The 20,781-nt window shown below is 44.7% G+C and carries 14 protein-coding genes and 1 pseudogene; 2 read left to right on the top strand and 13 right to left on the bottom strand.

Translation table 11 applies throughout. The annotated features are described in order from the left end of the window. Nucleotides 1-109: 109 nt before the first annotated feature. From SPB21_RS09295 to SPB21_RS09325, 7 genes and pseudogenes are all read right to left on the bottom strand, one after another. A pseudogene (locus SPB21_RS09295) lies at nt 110-232 on the bottom strand (glutaminase A); the annotation flags it as partial. A gap of 204 nt (nt 233-436) precedes the next feature. Further along, nucleotides 437-766 (bottom strand): hypothetical protein, encoded by a 330-nt coding sequence (locus tag SPB21_RS09300; protein ID WP_163659592.1) that lies wholly within the window; start codon nt 764-766, stop codon nt 437-439. Nucleotides 767-911: 145 nt separating this feature from the next. Continuing rightward, nucleotides 912-1,862 carry a glutaminase A gene (glsA, locus tag SPB21_RS09305; protein ID WP_499866389.1) on the bottom strand — a complete coding sequence of 317 codons (951 nt, stop codon included), beginning with the start codon at nt 1,860-1,862 and terminating at the stop codon, nt 912-914. Between the two features lie 148 nt (nt 1,863-2,010). After that, nucleotides 2,011-4,071 (bottom strand): prolyl oligopeptidase family serine peptidase, encoded by a 2,061-nt coding sequence (locus SPB21_RS09310; protein WP_499866390.1) that lies wholly within the window; start codon nt 4,069-4,071, stop codon nt 2,011-2,013. Nucleotides 4,072-4,162: 91 nt separating this feature from the next. After that, on the bottom strand, nt 4,163-5,665 hold the full coding sequence (locus tag SPB21_RS09315) for an ABC transporter permease (protein WP_499866391.1): 1,503 nt from the start codon (nt 5,663-5,665) through the stop codon (nt 4,163-4,165). A 59-nt stretch (nt 5,666-5,724) separates the two neighbouring features. Beyond that, on the bottom strand, nt 5,725-6,705 hold the full coding sequence (locus tag SPB21_RS09320) for an ABC transporter ATP-binding protein (protein ID WP_490795351.1): 981 nt from the start codon (nt 6,703-6,705) through the stop codon (nt 5,725-5,727). A gap of 291 nt (nt 6,706-6,996) precedes the next feature. Beyond that, nucleotides 6,997-8,286 carry a glycosyltransferase family protein gene (locus tag SPB21_RS09325; protein WP_499866392.1) on the bottom strand — a complete coding sequence of 430 codons (1,290 nt, stop codon included), beginning with the start codon at nt 8,284-8,286 and terminating at the stop codon, nt 6,997-6,999. A 148-nt stretch (nt 8,287-8,434) separates the two neighbouring features. On the opposite strand from SPB21_RS09325, the gene larB reads away from it, so the two are divergent. Next, a complete protein-coding gene (gene larB, locus SPB21_RS09330) occupies nt 8,435-9,214 on the top strand; it encodes a nickel pincer cofactor biosynthesis protein LarB (protein ID WP_163699428.1) in 780 nt (259 codons plus the stop codon). Here larB and SPB21_RS09335 read toward each other — a convergent pair. The 6 genes from SPB21_RS09335 to SPB21_RS09360 form a co-directional block, all read right to left on the bottom strand. Then, on the bottom strand, nt 9,206-10,741 hold the full coding sequence (locus SPB21_RS09335) for a leucine-rich repeat domain-containing protein (protein ID WP_499866393.1): 1,536 nt from the start codon (nt 10,739-10,741) through the stop codon (nt 9,206-9,208). The genes larB and SPB21_RS09335 overlap by 9 nt on opposite strands. A 129-nt stretch (nt 10,742-10,870) precedes the next feature. Further along, nucleotides 10,871-11,689 carry an alpha/beta hydrolase gene (locus SPB21_RS09340; protein ID WP_163699424.1) on the bottom strand — a complete coding sequence of 273 codons (819 nt, stop codon included), beginning with the start codon at nt 11,687-11,689 and terminating at the stop codon, nt 10,871-10,873. Between the two features lie 199 nt (nt 11,690-11,888). Beyond that, on the bottom strand, nt 11,889-12,953 hold the full coding sequence (locus SPB21_RS09345) for a bilin-binding protein (protein WP_499866394.1): 1,065 nt from the start codon (nt 12,951-12,953) through the stop codon (nt 11,889-11,891). Between the two features lie 279 nt (nt 12,954-13,232). Further along, nucleotides 13,233-14,327, bottom strand: coding sequence for a hybrid sensor histidine kinase/response regulator (locus SPB21_RS09350; protein ID WP_163663984.1), 1,095 nt, complete (start codon nt 14,325-14,327; stop codon nt 13,233-13,235). 133 nt (nt 14,328-14,460) lie between these two features. Then, the gene (locus SPB21_RS09355) at nt 14,461-18,042 is read right to left on the bottom strand and encodes a PAS domain S-box protein (RefSeq protein ID WP_499866395.1); all 3,582 of its coding nucleotides are present in this window, start codon (nt 18,040-18,042) and stop codon (nt 14,461-14,463) included. Nucleotides 18,043-18,192: 150 nt separating this feature from the next. Continuing rightward, a complete protein-coding gene (locus SPB21_RS09360) occupies nt 18,193-18,861 on the bottom strand; it encodes a response regulator transcription factor (protein WP_006513955.1) in 669 nt (222 codons plus the stop codon). Between the two features lie 523 nt (nt 18,862-19,384). Here SPB21_RS09360 and SPB21_RS09365 point away from each other — a divergent pair. Continuing rightward, nucleotides 19,385-20,671 (top strand): glycosyltransferase, encoded by a 1,287-nt coding sequence (locus SPB21_RS09365; RefSeq protein WP_163699416.1) that lies wholly within the window; start codon nt 19,385-19,387, stop codon nt 20,669-20,671. The last annotated feature ends 110 nt before the right edge of the window (nt 20,672-20,781 follow it).

Here is a 20,781-nt window from a genome sequence, read left to right on the forward strand (position 1 = left end):
TTTCACTTTGTGGGTAGATACTTGGTAGTGGTGGCCTAGAATACCGAAATATGGTGGGATACTTTGTTGGCTATATTTTCGATTGAATTGGGGGTGGGAGTACGCCAATGACTGCGGCATCAATGTCTTTATCAATCATGCCAAAGTTGAGCATCAGGTGGGCCATGGCGCGATTACGATGACCAGTGGCCCGCTCTGAAATAAATGTGGGCATGTCAATAAAGGTGTGGTATAGCTCCATAACACCACAGGTTGGGGACTTTGCTAGCAGCTATTATCCCTCAACAGCATCCATAGCATTCTCTTTAGCTATCCCACTATATGGAACCAGTACCCACTATTCATATTCAGGTAAAAAGAAACCCTGACTATGGCTAGGGTCAAAGTAAGTATCTTATTTTAGATGCTTGTTACAAAAAAAACTCGCATTCACTCCTTATTCTGACTCGTCAGCAGCAGATGCCATCTCAGCTTCGTTCTCATCATCGACAGCAGTAATTTCTATTGCTTCAGCTTCGTTCTCATCGTCGACAGTTTCACTATCTACAGCAGTAGTCGCTGTTGCTTCAGGTTCATCTTCGGCAGTGATGATTTCTGCTGTTTCATCTACTGCCTCGGTTGTAGTTGTATCGTCAATGGCGGTAACAGCCGTTGTTTCAGATTCTCTATGTTTGTTCTTTCTTAATTTGGTTGAGTGCTTTTGTCTCTTTTTGGTACTACTCCACTTATTCCGCATCTTTTTGATTTTCCCCTGGTAGACCACCATGGAAAAATATATCAATTACGCTGTTGTTGTTCCTAGAGTCTCTACAGATATCTCACATAACCTATAAGGAATTTAACCAAGTGTTGTATAGCTACGGTCTAATAGATCAGTTCACAACATTTCTAAGTATGGTAAGCGACAAATTTTAAATGCAAAATATGCATCGCCCCATGGATAGGTCAAACATGTGGAGGTTGTATTTTTTAGATAGGGCTTCAAATACTCGCAGGCCTCTTACGCTATTGCCATTGTCATCAATGGGGGGAGAAAACGTGGCAATACCTGCTTTTCCGGGGATTACTGCTAAAATACCACCGGAAACACCACTTTTTGCAGGCACACCAACTCGATAGGCCCATTCTCCTGCCCGGTTATACATGCCGCAGGTGTACATGACGCTGAGGATATCTCGAACGTAGTCTTCGTTAACGGCGCGGGTTTGGGTGATGGGGTTTTGGCCGTGATTGGCCAGTGTGGCTGCCATGGTGGCTAAGTCCTGACAGGTGACCATGACGGCACATTGCTGAAAATACAGATCGAGGGCAGCATCGATATCTTTATCGATCATGCCGAAGTTGAGCATCAGGTGGGCCATGGCGCGATTGCGATGACCAGTAGCCCGTTCTGAAATAAATGTGGGCATGTCAATAAAAACGTCGTGCCCGGTGTAGCGCTCAAACATTTTGAGCAACCTGTTGAGCTTATCGGTGGGGCCATCACCCTTCAGCAGGCTGGTGGTGGCAATGGCTCCAGCATTGATCATGGGGTTATAGGGCCGATGGGAGCCTTCATCTAACCGAATCATTGAGTTAAAAGGATCACCCGTGGGTTCTACGCCCACTTTCTCCAACAAAATCTCTCGACCATGATCTTCTAACGCCAGACCGTAGGAGAAGAGTTTAGAAATTGACTGAATTGTAAATTTCTGCTCGGTGTCCCCGACATTAAATGCCTGGCCATCGGTGGTAACAACGCTGATGCCAAACCAGTCTGGGTTAGCCTTGGAGAGTTCTGGAATATAAGCTGCGACCTCACCCTCCTCCATTGCCGCATAGGTATGGTGTAGCTTTTCAAGAAAGGCCTGCAATTCTGACATAGTCGATGTCCCACCCACTCGATAGCATCATAATTTGAAATTGGCGTTGCTGATCCTCGGAGGGATTTAATCCTTTAAATCTGGGCTATTAGCAAATATCACAGCTCGATTTATCCCCTAAATTAGCACCAGCTGAAATCGCAACAGGTTAAACTGTCAAATGTTTGCCCTCTGCATCTAAGGTCTTTACTAGAAAGGCCCATTTGTCAGCGACTTCCTCAATGATCTTAGCGGTTGGTTTACCAGCTCCATGGCCTGCCTTTGTTTCAATGCGGATTAATACTGGATTGTCTCCCTGGTGAACCGCCTGGAGTGTAGCGGCAAACTTAAAACTGTGGGCTGGCACGACGCGATCATCATGGTCGGCGGTGCTAATCAGTGTGGATGGGTAGCTGGCTGAGTTTAGATTATGCAGTGGCGAATAGGCATAGAGTGCCTTAAATTCCTCAGGATCTTGGGGAGATCCATAGTCACTTTCCCAGGCCCAACCAATGGTGAATTGATTAAACCGCAGCATATCCATAACACCCACGGCGGGTAGAGCTGCTGCAAACAAGTCGGGGCGCTGAATCATGCAGGCTCCAACCAGCAGCCCGCCATTGCTACGGCCCATAATCGCCAGGTTTTCAGATGCAGTATAATTGTTGTCAATTAACCATTCAGCCGCGCTGATAAAGTCATCAAAAACATTTTGCTTGGTCAGCTTTGTACCTGCCTGGTGCCAGGTTTTACCATATTCACCACCGCCTCGCAGGTTGGCTACGGCATAGATGCCCCCCATCTCTAGCCACACTAGATTGCCCACTGAGAAATTGGGGCTAAGAGGGATATTAAAACCGCCATATCCATAGAGCAGCGTGGGTGTTTGGCCATTGGGTGTTATGCCCTTTTTGTGGGTGATAAACATGGGCACTCGTGTGCCATCTTTGCTGGTGTAAAACACCTGCTGTGTTTCATATTGATTGGGGTCAAATGCCACCTCAGCTTCACGAAACAGGCTTTGTTCTCCTGTTTCCATGTTGTAGCGATAGATGCGGCTAGGCACCGTAAAGCTAGAAAATTGGTAAAATGTTTCCGTATCTTCTTTTTTGCCATCAAATCCACCTACGGAGCCAATACCTGGTAGCGCAACAGTTCTGAGGGGGTGACCTGCTAGATCAAAGATTTGAATAGTGGTGTAAGCATCTTTGAGGTAGTTGGCAACAAACTGATTGTTTAGCAGGCTAACCGAGTCCAAAGTCTCTTCTGCCTCGGGAATAATTTCTGTGGGGACATTTCCTTGGGTCAGATCAAGGACAATGACACGACCACGGGATGCGTTTAAATCAGTTTTGAACCAGAATGTAGTGCCGTCATTGTCAATTAATCTATAGGATGCTTCAAATTCGCTAATCAGCTCTATGACTTCGCCATTGGGATCTTGAAGATCCTTATAAAAAATCAGGTTCTTGCTATCAGTGCCTCGCCATACATAGATAACCAGGTAGTGTCCATCATGGGTTACCCGCCCATGGAAGCCCCATTCTTTTTCATCAGGACGTTCATAGACCAGTGTGTCTTCTGACTGAAGAGTGCCCAGACGGTGATAGAAGAGTTTTTGGAAATAATTAACCTCTTCAAACTGAGAATCTGTCAAGGGTGCGTCATAGCGACTATAGAAAAAGCCCTGGTTGTCGTGACTCCAGAGCGCTCCTGAGAATTTGCTCCACTGTAGATGGTCGGCGGTATCTTCCCCTGTCTTGATGTCTCGCACCTTCCACTCCAACCAATCTGACCCTGAACTAGAGAGGCTGTAAGCCAGATAACGACCATCTTCACTAACGGCAATGCTGCCTAGGGCAACAGTGCCATCTGTCGATAGGGTATTGGGATCGAGCAGCACAACCGGCTCAGCTTCCAGGGATGGTTGGGTGTAAAGCACTGCCTGGTTTTGTAGGCCATCATTCTTGTAGTAAAAATAACGTCCACCGCGCTTAAATGGCACACTGTAACGCTCATAGTTCCAAAGCTCCGTCAGCCGCTTTTTGAGAGGCTCCACCGCAGGTAGCTCACGCAGATAGCCAAATGTAACCTCATTTTGTGCCTCAACCCAGGTCTTCGTCTCATCCGAGTTTGGATCTTCGAGCCAGCGATAGGGGTCAGCAACAGTCGTGCCGTGGTAAGTATCGGTTTGGTCGCAGCGGCGGGTTTGGGGGTATTGGAAGGGCATGGGGAGGGTAATTGATAGTTGATAATTGTCAATGGGTAATTGTCAATTACCCGAGTAGTGTAGCGTTTCCAGACTCAATTGAGATCGCACCCTAATCCCCTACGGCCTGCATCAAAGATCTGAGCCGCTGCAAACGGTGACGAAGCAACACCAATAGGGCAGCCAAAACAATTCCTTGGAGACCTATGCCTAAACCAACGGCCCACAAAAATACGGCTTGAAGACCACCATAAAGTGGAGGATGGCCAAAGAATGTTCGATATAACAGCCATAGAGGATTTAGGGAATCACCTTTCTGAAAAATAGACAAAATGCTCAATGGCACAATAATCAGTAACAGGATTGTGCCTGTTGACCAAAGGGCTGGATTACGCACCTGGGTGGTAAAGATAATTTGGGTCAGCGCTGCATAAATTAACCAGCTCAAAATAATACTCAAGGGTACTGCTAGTAAATGCGGAGATAATAATGACTCAGCCTCCAGGAGCCACGATGGCACTATCAATAAACCGGCAATCAGAATATTGACCCCGATGGCCGTGAATGCTGGACTCTTATCAGCCCAAAGACGGGTAGTTAAATTAGTTTTGGGATAAGTTAGCCAGTCGAATAGCTGTTGGCGTTGAGGCATCAGGGCCAATAACAACAGCAGTATTAAGCCAAAATTGACCCCATACAACACTACAAAACCGAGAAATGCATCCCAGCCTTGTGCAGCGTCTTGATGTTGAAGAAATCCCCAGACCAGTACGTTAATATAAGCCGTTAGCAAATAACTCACTCGCTTGCTAATTAATGTGGTTTTGGGTTGATGAAATAGACGTTTTAGCATGCACCACACTAAACCAATGGCAATAATCAGATTAACCAGAGTAAATCCATAGGCCAAAAAACTATTGTAAGCCAGGTTGACATATAGCCATTGCGTTGATACCACTGGATTGTTTGCATCGAACAGTCTTGAGTTTTCAGCAATGGTATACCAGCTAATGTTGGCGTTCCAAAACATAAAAAAGGGCGCAAACAAAACTAGGCTAAGGCCAGAAAAGGCTATGGCTATGGATGTTTTTTGGGGTTGCAGCTTGCCAGTAATACCCGCTAAAAGGGCCAGGCTGAGACATAAAAATGTAGAAATAATCAACAGGCTGTAATAGCTCAAAAGGAAAGAGACTGGCAATGGTATTTGAGCCAGAGCGTAAACATGTAAAGGAACAACCGAGAGTACTACCAAGTAGGGGACGATAGGGACCCCCAATAGTTTGCCAAGCAGAATCTCTCGGGCAGGTCGTGGACTCAGACGAATAAAATTCAGAGTTCCCTTCTTCTCTTCTTGGGTCAAGTCACTGGCTACATAGTATCCGCCGATGACAAATAAAAAGTAGGGAATTGCCCAGGTAAAAAAGCGCCCAATATCAAGCCATGGGTTATGAAATGGAGGGGCTGCTGTATTACGTTGAAATAACAGAAAACAAAGCAAAATTTGAAATATGGCCGATATGCTCAGCGTTGCTATTACCGTACGTGGTTTAAGATGGCCGCGACACTCTCGTAAAAATTGAGGGTTCCAAATGCCAATTTGATTGATCCAGTTCATGGGGAATGGGGAATGAGGAATGGTGTGTAGCACGGCCCACCATCTGGGCGATTTTTTCCTTAAGCCGTACGTTGATAGCCGGAGCGAATAAAAATATCTTCCAGGGTCTCTTGGGTCTGATAAAACTCCGTAATGGCAAAGCCTTCGGAAACTAACTGCCGCAACAGATTAGCAGCGGCTTGGACATCTTCGGTAAATTGAATGGCTAGCTGATTATTGTCTAATTGTTTTACGGGGATAGTTTGATCCTCTAAATAGCGAGCAAGCCCATCAATATTTTCAACTACAGAAATCAGCAGCTGTTGTGTGGCAGGTTCATATAAGGTATGCAATTGACCGCTTTGAACCAGTCGGCCCTGCTCCATAATGCCAATGGCAGTACAAAAGTCTTCTAGATCACTGAGGATATGGGATGAAATTAAAATGGTCATCCCCTGTTTTTGAAGAGTTTTAATGGTTTGACGATACTCAATGCGGGCGATGGGGTCCAATCCAGAAACGGGTTCATCTAAAAGTAAGAGGGTGGGTTTATGTAGCACAGTGCGGGCTAAACTGAGGCGTTGTTTCATGCCTCGCGACAGCTTACTGATTAGCCCATGGCGTTTGTTTTCTAAACTTACTAACGCCAGTACATCGGTGATCCGCTGCTTCAGGTTAGTTCCTTGAAGATAGTATAGTTGGCCAAAGTATTGTAGGTACTCGTCAACGGTGAGGTCGTCATAGAGGGGGAAATCATCAGGGAGTAACCCTAACTGATGCTTAATCTGGGCATTGGGATGGCCCCGCTTGAGGGGGGTTCCACCAATTAGAATTTCTCCGGTGGTCGGTTCCTCTGCCGTAGCCAGCAAACGAATCAATGTGGTTTTACCGGCACCGTTGGGGCCAATCAGCCCGTAGACTTCGCCAGCTGCGATGGCGAGATCAACATGATTAACAGCGACATGCCGATCAAACTGTTTTGTTAATCCTCGGGTTTCTACCACGAGAGACGGTGTAGTTGGAGGGGACGGATCTTGAGATATAGACGAAATTTCAGACATACCGTCACTGGGTAAATAACACTGAGCAGTTAAACGTAAGGGGAATCAACTTAAGTCGAGACATCTTGGTTATAGCAATCGAAGGCTTAGTCAAGACATGTGACGTTCTAGACCCTTTGTATTACAGGTATTTTAGAAAATGATTATGTTTGTAGCACCTCAACAATTCCTATCGGTGGAGAATCAGGAGGCAAGTAGTTAGGACTCAAGCTGTACTCAAAATTAAACAGTCGTAGCTTAGATTAAGCCTCCGTTAGACAACAGGTATTTATGGTTACATTTAATACCTGGTTAATGATTTGTTCCAATTCGATTGAATGCATCGGCGGGGAGTGTTTCCAAAATTAATTGGGCGAAACGGCTGGCGGCCCCTGATGGACCGCGCAGATTACGCAGGTTTTGGCCCATGGCTTCCAGCTGTTCCGGGTGTTTGAGGTAGGTGGCAATGCGATCGCACACCTCCTCAGCCGTAATCCGTCCCAGCAGCTCCGGCACCACCTCTTCCTTGGCCCAAATATTCGGCCAGGCAAAGCGCTTTTGATTGCGCTGGATATATTGAATCGCCACGGTATTAATCAGCTTGGTTAGCAACGAGCCAACCACGGGTAGCTGGCATAGCAAGCCCCAAAGACCATCCCAAGTGCGCATGACGTCTAGCTGCTGAGTGGGGAGTAAAACCACCATGGGCACAGCCAGGGAACCTAACTGGGCCGTGTTAGCGCCGACGGTGGTGACGCACAAGGCGCAGCGTTTGAGCAGGCCATGGGCGGGGAAATCGGTCCAGAGCCAGACTTTGGGACCGTCTTTGATTTGGAAGTAGGGCAGGCCTGCATTGTCGGGGGTAATGAGCTGGGCGTCGGGGCCATCCATGACTGCGACGGTGGCATTTTGGGTGGGGTCGGCGTAGGTGGCAAGGGTGTCTGGCGTGACGGTGGGGGCGACGGGGATGATGAATTCAAGATCGGGATGGGTTTGGTGGAGTGTGTGTGCGATCGCAAGCGACAACGGTACCCCAGGCCTTAACTTATCTGGCTTTGACCCCGGCATCAGCCCAATTACCTGCGTTTCAGGGCTAAAGGGCAGCTCTGCGCCACTAGCAGATTCCACATCCGCCATCAGGTCACCCACCACCGTCAGCTTGGGCTGATATTTAGCCGCAACTTTCTCGGTAGTATCCCCCTGCATCATGCCAAAGTTATCCACCCAGTTGAGCCAGCGCGGTTCCCATTCTGCGTAGATGACGGTACGGTAGCCCAGACGCTTGGCCACCCAGACAGCATAGAGCTGATCGCCACCAAGAAAAACGACCACACCCTGGTGATGCCAGTCCCAGTCGTCAGCGGTTTTGCCCGTGAGCAAAAACCGGAAAAACGCGTCTGGCCCTTGCACGCGATCTACCTCGGCATAGGACTTGAGGGAAGCCGTTTCGCCTCCCGATGCGTGGGGGCAGGGGGACAGCATCACCGAAAAGCGCATCTGTTCGTGGTCCGGCTCACGCTTTCTCAGCTGCTGGATAACGGGTTTTACCCAGGTTGAGACTTCCCCTGGCCCGTTGGTCAAAATTAGAACGTCTACCGCCATCGGTCTATGGGTTCCAAAGGCATTGCCATGGCCACATTATCACGTGCCATAACCCGTGGGATGTTTCATGGAACGCCCCGACACAAACGTCAACCATTTCAAAAAAACGCTAGCCTAAATACCGTCCTTCAAAATTTCCGTTCTCACCGTGACCCAGCCTGCTGTACTACGCGATTTGTTGACCGCTGTTGCCCAAGGACAGGTTAGCCCCGACACTGCCTTTGATAAACTCAAGCACCTGAACTATCAACCCGTTGATGACTTTGCCAAAATCGATCATCATCGGACCTTGCGGACAGGATTTCCGGAGGTGATCTGGGGTCAAGATAAGACGATAGATCAGCTCATAAAAATTTTTCGAGCGATGGAGCCCGAGAATCCGGTGGTGATGGCGACACGAATTACGCCAGAGGTGTATCCACAGTTGCGAGACTCCTTGCCAAATCTGCGCTATTACGAACGAGCTCGCATTTGTGCCCTACAGCCAGAGACTATTGCAGCGGTATATCCCGGTAACATTGCGATTCTTACGGCGGGCACAGCCGATTTGCCCACGGCAGCAGAAGCGGCAGTCACGTTGGAACTATCGGGTTTTCAAGTGACCCGTCTATGGGATGTGGGTGTAGCAGGCATCCATCGGTTGTTGAACAATCGGCAGGTGATTGATCAGGCCGATGTGTTAATTGTTGTTGCCGGGATGGAGGGAGCATTGCCCAGTGTTGTTGCTGGATTGGCGAACTGCCCGGTGATTGCCGTGCCGACCAGTGTTGGCTATGGTGCCAGCTTTGGGGGGGTGTCGGCCTTGTTGACGATGTTAAACTCTTGCGCCGCAGGGATTGGCGTGATGAATATCGACAATGGGTTTGGGGCTGCTGTGTTAGCCGGGCAAATTATTAGAACAGCCACAAAAATTGGCCAATCAGCGTGAGTATTGCTCCAGCAGTTCAGGGGGCATGGGGTTGCCTGCGAGTTCTAGGGAACGGAGTTCGGGGAGTTGTGCGATCGCAACTGGCAAACTAGTCAGCTGATTATCCTTAAGGGACAGCCTTTCCAGGCTGAACATTCGCCCCATGTCGCCAGGCAAACGACTCAGCTGGTTCTGACTTAGATCCAGGTCATATAAATAAACCAGCTGGCCAATTTCAGAGGGTACCTGACTGAGTTGATTGTTCGCCAGGTAAAGATAAGCCAGAGCAGAGAGCTGGCCAATCTCAGTTGGCAAACGGTTAATCTGGTTTCCCGAAAGCCCCAGATATTGCAAATTAGAGAGCTTGCCAATCTCAGCAGGCAGGTGACTCAGTTGATTATCGTAAAGACCCAGACCGATCAGGTTCACGAGTTGGCTAATTTCAGTTGGAAAATTAACCAACTGATTAGAATTTAGAAAAATCCGTTCTAGCCGCGTCAGTTGACCGATCTCAGCTGGTAACTGGCTGAGCCGATTGCTATTCAGATACAGATCTTTTAGGCTGACAAGCTGGCCCATTTCAGCAGGCAGACTATTTAGCTGATTATCCCCAAGACTTAGATGTTGCAATTGCGAGAGGTGACCAATCTCAGCAGGTAGGCTGTTCAATTGATTTTCGTCAAGATCAAGATATTTCAGATTAGAGAGCTGAGTAATCTCAATTGGGAGGCTAATAAACTGGTTGTGGTTTAGAGAAAGGCGTTCTAAACGATTCAACCAGCGAATGTCTATCGGTACCCCCCTCAGTCGGTTGTAGCCGAGATCTAGCTGTTTCAGAGTAATAAGTTGACCGATTGTTATCGGTAAGTCACTCAGGCAGTTAAAGGAGAGATCTAGCTCTTGTAAATTAGAGAGCTGACCCATTTCAGACGGTAGACTATGAAGTTGATTGCCCCGCAGATTGAGTTCTTCCAAGTTAGAGAGCTGACCCATTTCAGCGGGCAGACTGCTTAGCCGATTATCCCAAACGTTTAGGATTTGCAGCTGAGAGAGTTGACCCATCTCCGATGGCAAATCACTCAGTTGGTTATTCCAAAGATCCAACTCTTGCAGGTTAGACAATTGCCCAATTTCAGCAGGCAACTGATTGACTTGGTTGATCTTCAGGTTCAGATAAGTCAGGCTAGAAAGCTGACCAATCTCAGGCGGTACCGTGGTTAGCTGGTTGTAACTCAGGTCTAGCGTTTGTAGCTGAGACAGTTGACTGATTTCTGGCGGCAACGTTTGCAAATCTAGCCCGGACAAGCTTAATTCGGTGGCCTGAGTCTTAAGGGCCTCCCGAATCAGTCTTTGGGCTTCAGCATAGGCCGAGTCTGTCTGAGCAAGAAGACGATGTCTGCTTAGGTCGCTTTGGCTGGCCATCATCTCTGATGCCGACAGCGCTTGATACCCTAATGGATTGATTAACAAAGCCGCAGTCATGATGTTTCTGAGCAATGCCCCCAGGGGGGGCAACCCATTGCCTTTTTCGATAGAAGCCTGATGCATGACGATTTTCCTCAAGGAACCTGAACTCTGAGCAAAGAGCTACATGATGAAGTATCAGTAATCCAGATCGTTTACCTCATATGAAATCCTGACCGATAGCGCCCAATATCGCAGGGTATCCACGTCGGATTAGGTTTTCAGGAGTTTTTGGAAAGATACCAATGCTTGTCGCAGGCGGTCGCCGCTGGTCCAGGCAAAGTCATTGTGGCCTGCTGCGGGTACCCATAGAAATGCTTTTGGTTCTGGCGCTGCTTCGTATAGTTTCTGGCCATGGTGAAATGGGATGATTTCATCAGCCTGACCGTGCATAACGAGCACCGGGCAGCGGACCTTTTTAAGCTTAGGCAGATTTGAGAATTTGTCGAAAGGGAATAGGGGTAACGGAATCACTACACGAAAAGCAGATGTGAATGCGCTTTCTAAGATAAGTCCGGCCACGGGCTGTTGGCTGGCTAAAGCTGTTGCTGAGCCACCGCCGACAGAGCGACCATAGGCAATGATTTGATTGGCAGGTACGTTGAGCTGCTGAATCAGGTAGGTATAGGCAGCATTTACGTCTTGATAAGCGTTACGTTCACCAGGTTTACCATCACTGGTGCCATAACCTCGGTAGTCATAAGCAAATACGCTAAAGCCCCAGCGGTGCAGGTCTTCTAATATGGGACGAATATCGCCGAGGTCTTCAGCATTACCATGGATATAGAGTAGAGTGTAAGCGGCGTCAGGATTGGGCAGATAGAGAGCTGAAATTTGTTGGTTATTAGTGACAGGTACTTTTAGGATTTCCTGAGTGTCTTGGTAGCTGGCAGGTGGAGGTAGGAAAATCATGCTGTCTGCCCGGAAGAAGACATATAAGGCAATAACTATGTAGATAAACAGGACTGAGCGCACTAGTCGTTTCCAGGTAAATTCGCCAATCAGCAGTTTTCTAAGGGACGACTTATTCATGGGTGATGTTTATACCGACATTCCGCCCTCTCAACTGTCACACTCAGGCATTAAATCTGAAAACCTTTCCTAGCAGGACTTTGAATGCCCACTTAGTTCAAAATAACTGTCTTGATGCAATTCTCAATAGTTCTTGTTTATTGGAAATTGCTGTTCCTTAAGAGGCTGTGATCCATTGCCTTCGTCATTCCCTGCAAACCTACGATGCAAACCTTCTGTGAGAGAACGTTTTAGTCATCATTTCCAAATAAGGCTCAGCGATTTGCTTGTGATAAGGCTTCAGTTGAGTCGAGATTTCATGCATTAATAAAAGAGTACCTTCAACCGTCATGTCCCAGGGAATATTTAAAGCCCCATAAACAATCAGACAAATTGCCGACAATTCTTGTTCAATAACTGTTGCATCTTCTTCCAGTAAACATACACATAAATATGCTTGAAACATATCAAAATCTCGAATTGATGACTGCCTAACCTTGGGATCCGTTAAATCACCCCTATGGCTAATGTAATGGGGAAACGCATTGGCCCAACGTTCATAAACCCGAGTGGAAACTCTCGTTAGCCTAGATAACATCAATTCAACAGCCTCAAAAATCGGAGAATACAGGCTATACCTTCTCACCGCTATACAAAGGCGTTGCCAAGGCAGGCAAACCTGCTCCTCCAGAAATTTAAAGTAGCACTTAACAAAAATTTGTTCTAAAGGCGTTAATTCTTCTAATAATAGAGCATTGCTAAGGGTTATCTGCGTTGTGATAAACCCCACAGATTGCCAGTTGTGAGAAACTCGGTACCGTTCTTGTAGATCTAATAACAGAGGAGACAGCTCTAATGCCAACCGGTCTATCTTTGGCAACCCCCAAGCAGCTAGTGACGATTGATCAAAGGATTTATCAGGCTTGGAATATGATGAAAGAACGATTGCCGATGGATCTTGATACATCTCTATTATTTTGAGATAAATACGGCTAACAAGTTTAGCGATGCTAGCTATCTTTCTCAAATCTGAGTTCTTATAAAAGGAGTAAAGGTTTTTGGCTCTAACAGCAGCAAGATTACAGCGATCCTCAACCAGACGTTTATTCAGTTTATTAGCTGTATAGGCACGACCTTGCTCTGATACGGTCCCTTGCAATTTATCGCGAACTGAGAGATCATTCTCAATTGATAAGATAGAAAGATCAGGTAAATAACGAGCAGCCCATATCTTTGTAAGACGTCCAACTGTAGACGTCTGAGAGCTTTCAGAATTTAATAACATAAGAGTAAATTTAAATTAAACAATGTATAGTCTGATTAATGAGTTAAATAGATAAACCTAATGCTTGCAATATTGTTGCTACCCTCCAACAGACCAAGGGTAGCAATCATTACTAACGTGAGTAGTAACCGTGAGTAACAACTCAGCGTTAAGGATTTTGATTTAGTATGACAGATTACATGAGAAAGATTATGAAACATTCATGAGGATCTTCTCAGCAAGAGAGTTTCCATGAATGTTTTTTATCATAAGTATAGATCTTTCTATTGATCGAAACGATTAGGGCGATGGTTCAAATGCAGGGTTATGAGCTAAGTTAATTTCAAAAATAGAGCCCTTGGGATGATTGCTTTTGACAAAGATATTGCCTTGGTGGGTCTCGACAATCATCTTACATAGCGCCAACCCCAGGCCAATTTGAGAAACGTTAGGCATTAGAGTGCCGATCTCATATTTTTCAAAGATCTGTTGCCGCAATTTATGGGGCACACCAGGACCCGAATCGATTACTTGAATGATTAATGTGTCTGGTTGAGAACCTGTGACTTTCACAACGATCTTACTGTGAGATGGAGAAAATTTAACCGCATTGGATAAAAGATTGTCTAATACCCGGTACATCAGGGTTTCATCAATGAAAATGGTATCCACTAAGTCATCTGCAAATAAACTGATAAGAGATTGACTTTTTTGGTTTGCGATCGTCCTAAAATTATTGATCACAGCATTTACGAGTTGACGAATGTCAACATTGGCTCGATTCAAACGTATATTGCCAGATTCAAGCAGCGCGATTTTGAGTAAATCATCAATTAAAAGCTGCAATCCTTGGGCTGATTTATAGATTTTTGCCAGTCTTTCCTGGATAACAGGCTCCACATCCATTTCAAGGAATTCTACCCCTAGCAATACATCTGTAAGGCGATTTCTCAAATCATGGATGAGCATATGGACCATATCCTCTCGGAACTTGAGTAAGGTTTGTAAATGGTCATGCTGGTGTTTAATACGGAGCATGGAATGCACCCTGGCTCGCAGCTCAAGACCATTCAGCGGCTTACTAATAAAATCATCGGCCCCTGCATTCAAACAGCGTGCCAAATCTTCTTTTCTAGTCAGTGCCGTCACCATGGTAATTGGAATCGATTGCCATTTAGGGACTGCCCTAATCTGTCGACATAGCTCAACACCATTGATGCCCGGCATCATGACATCCAATAGAATTAAATCAGGCTGAATAATCTCAAGGGAGTCTATGACTTCCGCAGCATTGCCAATGTAGTGTAGTTGATACTCTTGATCATTTAGGAGAATTGAAATTACGTCAAAATTATCTGGCTCATCATCAATAATGAGAATTGTGGGGGCATTCATTAATTAGCCTCCTACTCCTAATATAAAAATAAAACCTGAATCAACGTTTATTTACTAAACGATTGACTCAAATCTATTGACATTACATATAATTTTTGCAATGTTTACAAAAATATTTTAATGTAAACATACTTTACAATAGCTTTTGCATCGTATCAATTAACTGTTGAAGGTTACAAGGTTTATGGATGCAATGATTAACTCCAGCATCATAGTAATCATCCTGGCTGTTATCTATAAAAGGATCAATCAAAGCGATGATAGGAACAATCTTTAAATAGGAATTAAGACGAATTTGCTGAATAATCTCTAAACTATTATTTCCTAATACGTGGAGATCCATCAAGATCAAATCTGGGCTAGTCAATTGAGCAATATTACTAATTTTTTTCACATCTGCTGCAATTTGTAGACGGTGACCTTTTGCTCTTAAATAACTGGAAATTGTAATAATGTTTGCTGCATTTTCCTCTGCCAGTAAAATTAAGGAGGCCCTTTTCTTTGGAGCTGGCTTTGTGGTAACGCTGAGTTCAGTTTGTTTTTTTATGGCCGATACTTCATCATAAGATGTAACAACTTCGCACGGAATATCCATGGTAAAGCAGCTGCCCATGTCTGACTGACTGGAAACTCCAACTTCTCCACCATGAAGTTCAGCAATGCGTTTTACTAGCGCTAAGCCTAAACCAGTGCCTGGATATCTGCGATTTAACGATCCATCAATTTGGATAAAGGGCTGAAACAGCTGGCTAATATATTCAGGTGCAATACCGATCCCAGTATCAGTCACAGAAAATCGGAGAACTGTTTTTTCCACTAATGTCCTATTCTCTTTTTTTAAAAGAGTTTTTGTCTCACCCTGAAGGCTCACGGCTAAGGTGATTCGTCCTTCTTCTGAGGTGAATTTAACGGCATTACTCAACAGATTAATCAAAGCCTGACGTATACGTCGCTCATCTAACCACACATCAGGTATATGGGGAGGAAATTTAGTCTCAATTTGAATTGCTTTTTTATAGGCCTGTTGTTTAACAAAGTCTAAGCTGGATTTACAGAGAAGAATAACGATGGTTGGCTGCAAATCTAGCTTCATCTGGCCAGATTCAATTTTAGCAACATCTAAAATGTCATTGATGAGTTCTAGTAAATGGGCCCCACTACGTTCGATCAGTTGTAATGGCTTAAGTTGCTTTTGATTAATTGTGCCAAAAGCTTGCTTCTGTAAGCTTTCGGTCATACCCAAAATAGCGTTCAGGGGTGTGCGTAGTTCGTGACTCATATTAGCCAAAAACTCATCCTTAAGGCGAGTGGCACGCATCAGTTCTTCATTAGTGAGTCGCAGTTGTACTTCAGCTCGCTTTTGCTCAGTGATGTCACGAATAATTTTTGAGGCTCCTACAACTTTTCCTGTTTCATCTTTTAATGGGGAAATAGTAGCTGAGACATTAATGGGAGTTCCATTTTTGTGAAGATTAATTGTCTCAAAGTTTTTAATACGCTCTCCGTTAGTAATCCGCTCAAGAATCTGAGGCGCTATATCTAGACGATCAGGAGGAAAGAGAATGGATATGGGTTGACCGATGGCTTCAGTTTCTGTATATCCAAACAAATTTACAGCCGCTGAGTTCCAACTGGTGATAATGTCATCCAAGTTTGTGGTGATGATGGCATCGTCAGTTGATTCAACCACAGCAGCCAATAGACTTGCATTTTGCTGGCTCTGTTTGCGCTCGGTAATGTCCTGTACAAGCGCCAACACGGTGAAATGGCCTTCAAAATCTGATAAAACAGAGGTAGAAATAGAAATCGTCCGTTTTTGACCGTCTTTGCGATAAATCTCAGCTTCTTCAAGGGCTGGAACACTGTCCATACGTAGGTGCTCCATATATTGTTGAACATAGTTTTTTTGATCAACCGCATTAGAAATTAAGCCGGGTATAACCCCCAAATGGTTGACTTCCTCAATCGAATAGCCAGTAATCGCCTGCATTTTTCGATTCCAGACCGTGTGGCGAATAAAGGGAAACTCATCTATTTGTTGACAAACACAAAGACCCTCAGCCATATTTTCTAAAATTTGCTGACGAAACGTATTTTCCTTTTTAATAGTTGCTTCGGCTAATTTGCGATAACTAATATCTCTCACAAACGAAAAACAATATTCTTGACCGTCAAAATTTAGATATCTGGTATTAATCTCAACGGGATAAATATGACCATTCTTAGAGCGATGTTGAGATTCAAAGGTGAGCGATGATTCTTTTTTAAGAGTCTGCCACATCTTCACCCAATTTTCTGGAAAGACGTTTACATTGATGGCAAACACGTTCATCTGGCGAAACTCTTCCTGGGTATACCCTAGTTTGGCGCAGGCTGTTTTATTGGCATAATGAAAACTGCCATCTGAACGGATTAAAAACACGCAATCGGCAGCTAGATCTACGGCTGATTGTGTCATCATTAACGCCTTAGTTCGTTCCTCGATTTTGTCTTCTAACTCTTGATTAAGGTGCTGGAGTTTGTGCTGTGCTTGCTTGATGCTTGTTATGTCACGGGCAATTGCGTAAACAACCCCTGTTGTTACATCTGGGCTTGATCTCCACGACAGCCATTTATAGGAACCATCTTTACAGCGATAGCGGTTTTCAAAGTTGAGACCAATCTTATTGTCATAATTCAGACGATGAAACTCCTCTAGAGTGGCTATTCGATCCTCAGGATGAACAAAATTAATAAAGGGAAAACCAATTAATTCATCTTGTGCATGGCCAAGGGTGGTTTGCCAAGCAGGATTAACTTTTAGAAAATATCCTTCTGAACTAGCAATGCACAATAAATCCTGAGATAGATTAAAGAACCCCTCACGCTCTTGTTCAGCTTTTTTACGTTCGCTAATGTCTTGAATAATAGCGAAACAATGGGTAACTTGATTTTCCTGGAAATGGAGGGGATAAACCGTTATTTCAGCCCAAAAAAACGAGCCATCTTTGCGACGATACCGTTTTTCTAATTCGAAGCTCTCAATCTTTCTTAAAAATAACTGGCGGATTTTTGAGAAAGATTCTTCCGTATCATCAGGATGACTAATTTCATCAACCCCCATGCCCAATAGTTCTGCTTGACTGTAGCCCATCATCTTGCAGAAGTAAGGATTGACAAAGGTTAACCCCATGGTTTGCAAGTTGGTTTCAACATAGCCCACCGTCGATTGAACGAAAGTAGCGTCGACCCGTGCTTCCCTTAAACGCTGAGATTCTTTGCGATCGCTAGACGTAACTCCGTGATCATTCCTGGAGCCATCCGATTTATCCGATACCAGAAACCGTTGGCTTTCTAATTGCATTTTCCGGGTTTCATTGCGCACGATTTCTGGCAAAAGCCCTAAATCATCCTGAAGCAAATAATCATGGGCACCTGCCTTGATGATCTCTACAGCCCTGCGTTCACCAGCAATGGCTGAAATTACAATACAAGGGGTATCAGGCTGGTTTTGTTCGATAATTGCGAGTGCAGCAAAAACATCAAATTCAGACAGAGCATTATCTAAAAAAATAATCACGCCCCAGGAGCGATTGGCTGTTTTTCTGTGTAGTGGCTCAGCCGTTTTCACCCATTCCCAACTAGGATAAAACCCACTGCTACGTAATACCTGCAATATTGGCAGCAGATGCTCTTCTGAATCTGCAATGAATAGAACGCTTAAACGCTCATCCATAATTAGAGCACTCCAAATAATCGACCAAGGTAACCATTAAAAATATCGTGCTCTGACTGTAGTAGCCATTGTCTTTATCACAGTCTCAAGTTGTTAGAGCTAAAACTATAGATCTATTTATGTTCTCCCTGGTATATATAAAGTTATAGCCTAAACAGGCATGCGATATCCCACCCCTCGAACAGTCTCAATTAAGTGACTTCCTAGCTTTTTACGCAGATAGCCCACATACACATCCACCACATTAGAACCTGGTGCATGGTCGTATCCCCACACCCGATCCAGTAGCTGTTCACGACTAATTACCTGTCCTGGATGACTCAAAAAGGTCTCTGCCATGGAAAACTCACGGGCTGATAGTTCAATGAGCTTCTCACCAATGCGCACTAGCCGTGTACGCATGTTGAGTTCCACCCCATGATGACTCAGTATCCAGTCTTTCTCAGGATTGGCAAATGCCGTCGTCCGCAACCGAGCCCGAATACGCGCCAACAGTTCTTCAAATCGGAACGGCTTAGTAACATAATCATCGGCTCCAAGATCAAACCCGGTGAGCTTATCGGTCATCCCATCACGGGCCGTCAAAATGATGATTGGAATCTGACATCCCTGCCCCCGTAGCTCTTGAAGTACTGAAAACCCCTCTCTTCCAGGCAACCCTAAATCGAGAATGATCAGATCAAATTCGCCATTGAGGGTATGACTCAGCGCTTCAGATCCTGTCGCGACATGTTTAGTCATAAATCCATTACTGCGTAGCCCTTGCTCTAAAAAAAATGCGACCCGAGTCTCATCTTCAGCAATTAAAATCTGTCTCATCTGAAATTCTCCTGCATCCTAGCAAAGCTAGCTGCTCTCAATAACGCTTGATTACTATAAGAGTGTGATTGCTATACAAGCTAATCTGAATAAACTAATTTGATCACGAGTAGACTCAAAACCAGATCTTCAAGTAGACAAACAGGTATACCTTAAACAGTCGTCTAATTAAGCTAAACTTTTATACTTAATTAGCCTAAGGTATTTTACTTGGCCATTATCGTTGCGACAACCCAGGTTTAAATGTCTTCACAGATATATCTTGACAGATATAGTTTATTAATAGGTCGCCAATAGAGAGTATCTAAGAAAACTCTCATGGAAATGGCTTTCATGAGGAGAATCTAACCGTTCATTCACTTGCGTTTTAACAAAATCGACCATAATACCCAACATAGTGTTGTGGACTCAGGTCAGCTGCAGGGAATGGAGCTATATTTGCATCTATTCCACCTTATTCAACGAACGTATGTCTTTATACGAAGCGCTTTTTTTGATTCAGCCGTAATTTCACAGGATGACTATGCGCCCTTTAATTGGACTTTTGCTGGAAACCTATCCTACCGTATCAGAGACTTTTATTGTCAATGAGATCTTAGAGCTAGAAAGACAAGGGCTCGACCTACACATTTTCTCTTTAAGACCTCCATTTGAAGGGGATAGTCATCCTGATGCGGTCAATATTAAAGCGCCAATCACCTACGTGCCATCCCTGCTTCCTGAGTTTGATCGAGCTGCTGAAAAAGAGCTAGTCAGTACTCAGCTTGCTTTATTCGAACAAGATAGTGATGTTTATTTAGAAACCTTAAAGCACCATCTAAAGCGCGATCAACACCAACGGCTTAATGAATTTTTACAAGCAGGTTATTTGGCCCAGTTGCTGAAAGATTTAGGCATTATTCATCTCCATGCTCATTTTGCGGACATACCTGCAGCTACCGCAGAGATTGTGAAGGCGTTTTCTGGCATATCCTATAGCCTTTCAGTCCATACAAAAGATATCTATATTAAGGATACGGCTAGCCTTAATCGCCGTATGGCTAAAGCGAACTTTATTTGTACGTGTAGTGAATACAATCGCTGTTATCTAGATCGTATTTCCACCTCCCACACGCCTATTCACGTGGCTTATCATGGCATTGACGTTGGTCGCTTTAATCCTCCACCTAAACGTCAACAGTCAGATATTCCTCTCATTCTGAGTGGTGGTTATTTGTGTGAAGACAATGGATTTCAATATTTATTAGAAACCTTTCATCTTCTTAAACAGGAAGGCACGTCGTTTCAAGGCATAATTTTTGGTGATGGCCCCTTAGAAAATTCAATACGCCAGAAAATTAACCACTTAGGTCTTAATGGACATGTCACTCTAGTTAGCCATATATCTCAGGAGCAGCTGATTGATTATTATCAAAAAGCGACTCTGTTTGTGTTGCCTTATCTGGTAAGCGACAGTGGCAATCGCGATGGGATTCCTCACGTATTGCTAGAAGCTATGGCAATGGAAATACCCGTTGTATCAACCAGTATTTTAGGAATTTCTGAGCTGATGCACTCTTACTACAATGGAGTATTAGTGCCTGAGAAAGACTCCCTATCCTTAGCCAAAGCTTTAGAGACATTAATGGAGCAGCCTGAGTTAAGTAGCACATTAGGCAAAGCAGGCCGCTTAACCGTGTTGGATAAGTTTAGCCTAGCGAGTAATGTAGGCGCTTTAAAAGACAATTTAATAAAAGCTGTACAGCCCCCCATGAGGCTGACAAATCAGGAAAATACGCTAGCGAACTTGCTCAAGTTAACAGCTTCGTAGATGACATGCATACGCCACGTGCATATTTTATGGGCCGATAACAGTGCATCCCTACATAATTGCAGGCATACTATAAATCTTGTGTTTAGGAATCATGATTAATATCCATG

The organism is Leptothoe sp. ISB3NOV94-8A, from assembly GCF_043421595.1.
GTDB classification, from domain to species: domain Bacteria; phylum Cyanobacteriota; class Cyanobacteriia; order Phormidesmidales; family Phormidesmidaceae; genus Leptothoe; species Leptothoe turfae.

Coding starts and splice junctions, on each gene's coding strand:
- SPB21_RS09315 (WP_499866391.1), bottom strand. CDS start 5,665: ATGAACTGGATCAATCAAATTGGCATTTGGAACCCTCAATTTTTACGA.
- SPB21_RS09345 (WP_499866394.1), bottom strand. CDS start 12,953: ATGTTATTAAATTCTGAAAGCTCTCAGACGTCTACAGTTGGACGTCTT.
- SPB21_RS09350 (WP_163663984.1), bottom strand. CDS start 14,327: ATGAATGCCCCCACAATTCTCATTATTGATGATGAGCCAGATAATTTT.
- SPB21_RS09360 (WP_006513955.1), bottom strand. CDS start 18,861: ATGAGACAGATTTTAATTGCTGAAGATGAGACTCGGGTCGCATTTTTT.
- SPB21_RS09355 (WP_499866395.1), bottom strand. CDS start 18,042: ATGGATGAGCGTTTAAGCGTTCTATTCATTGCAGATTCAGAAGAGCAT.
- SPB21_RS09335 (WP_499866393.1), bottom strand. CDS start 10,741: ATGCATCAGGCTTCTATCGAAAAAGGCAATGGGTTGCCCCCCCTGGGG.
- SPB21_RS09310 (WP_499866390.1), bottom strand. CDS start 4,071: ATGCCCTTCCAATACCCCCAAACCCGCCGCTGCGACCAAACCGATACT.
- SPB21_RS09340 (WP_163699424.1), bottom strand. CDS start 11,689: ATGAATAAGTCGTCCCTTAGAAAACTGCTGATTGGCGAATTTACCTGG.
- SPB21_RS09325 (WP_499866392.1), bottom strand. CDS start 8,286: ATGGCGGTAGACGTTCTAATTTTGACCAACGGGCCAGGGGAAGTCTCA.
- SPB21_RS09300 (WP_163659592.1), bottom strand. CDS start 766: ATGGTGGTCTACCAGGGGAAAATCAAAAAGATGCGGAATAAGTGGAGT.
- SPB21_RS09320 (WP_490795351.1), bottom strand. CDS start 6,705: ATGTCTGAAATTTCGTCTATATCTCAAGATCCGTCCCCTCCAACTACA.
- glsA (WP_499866389.1), bottom strand. CDS start 1,862: ATGTCAGAATTGCAGGCCTTTCTTGAAAAGCTACACCATACCTATGCG.
- SPB21_RS09365 (WP_163699416.1), top strand. CDS start 19,385: ATGCGCCCTTTAATTGGACTTTTGCTGGAAACCTATCCTACCGTATCA.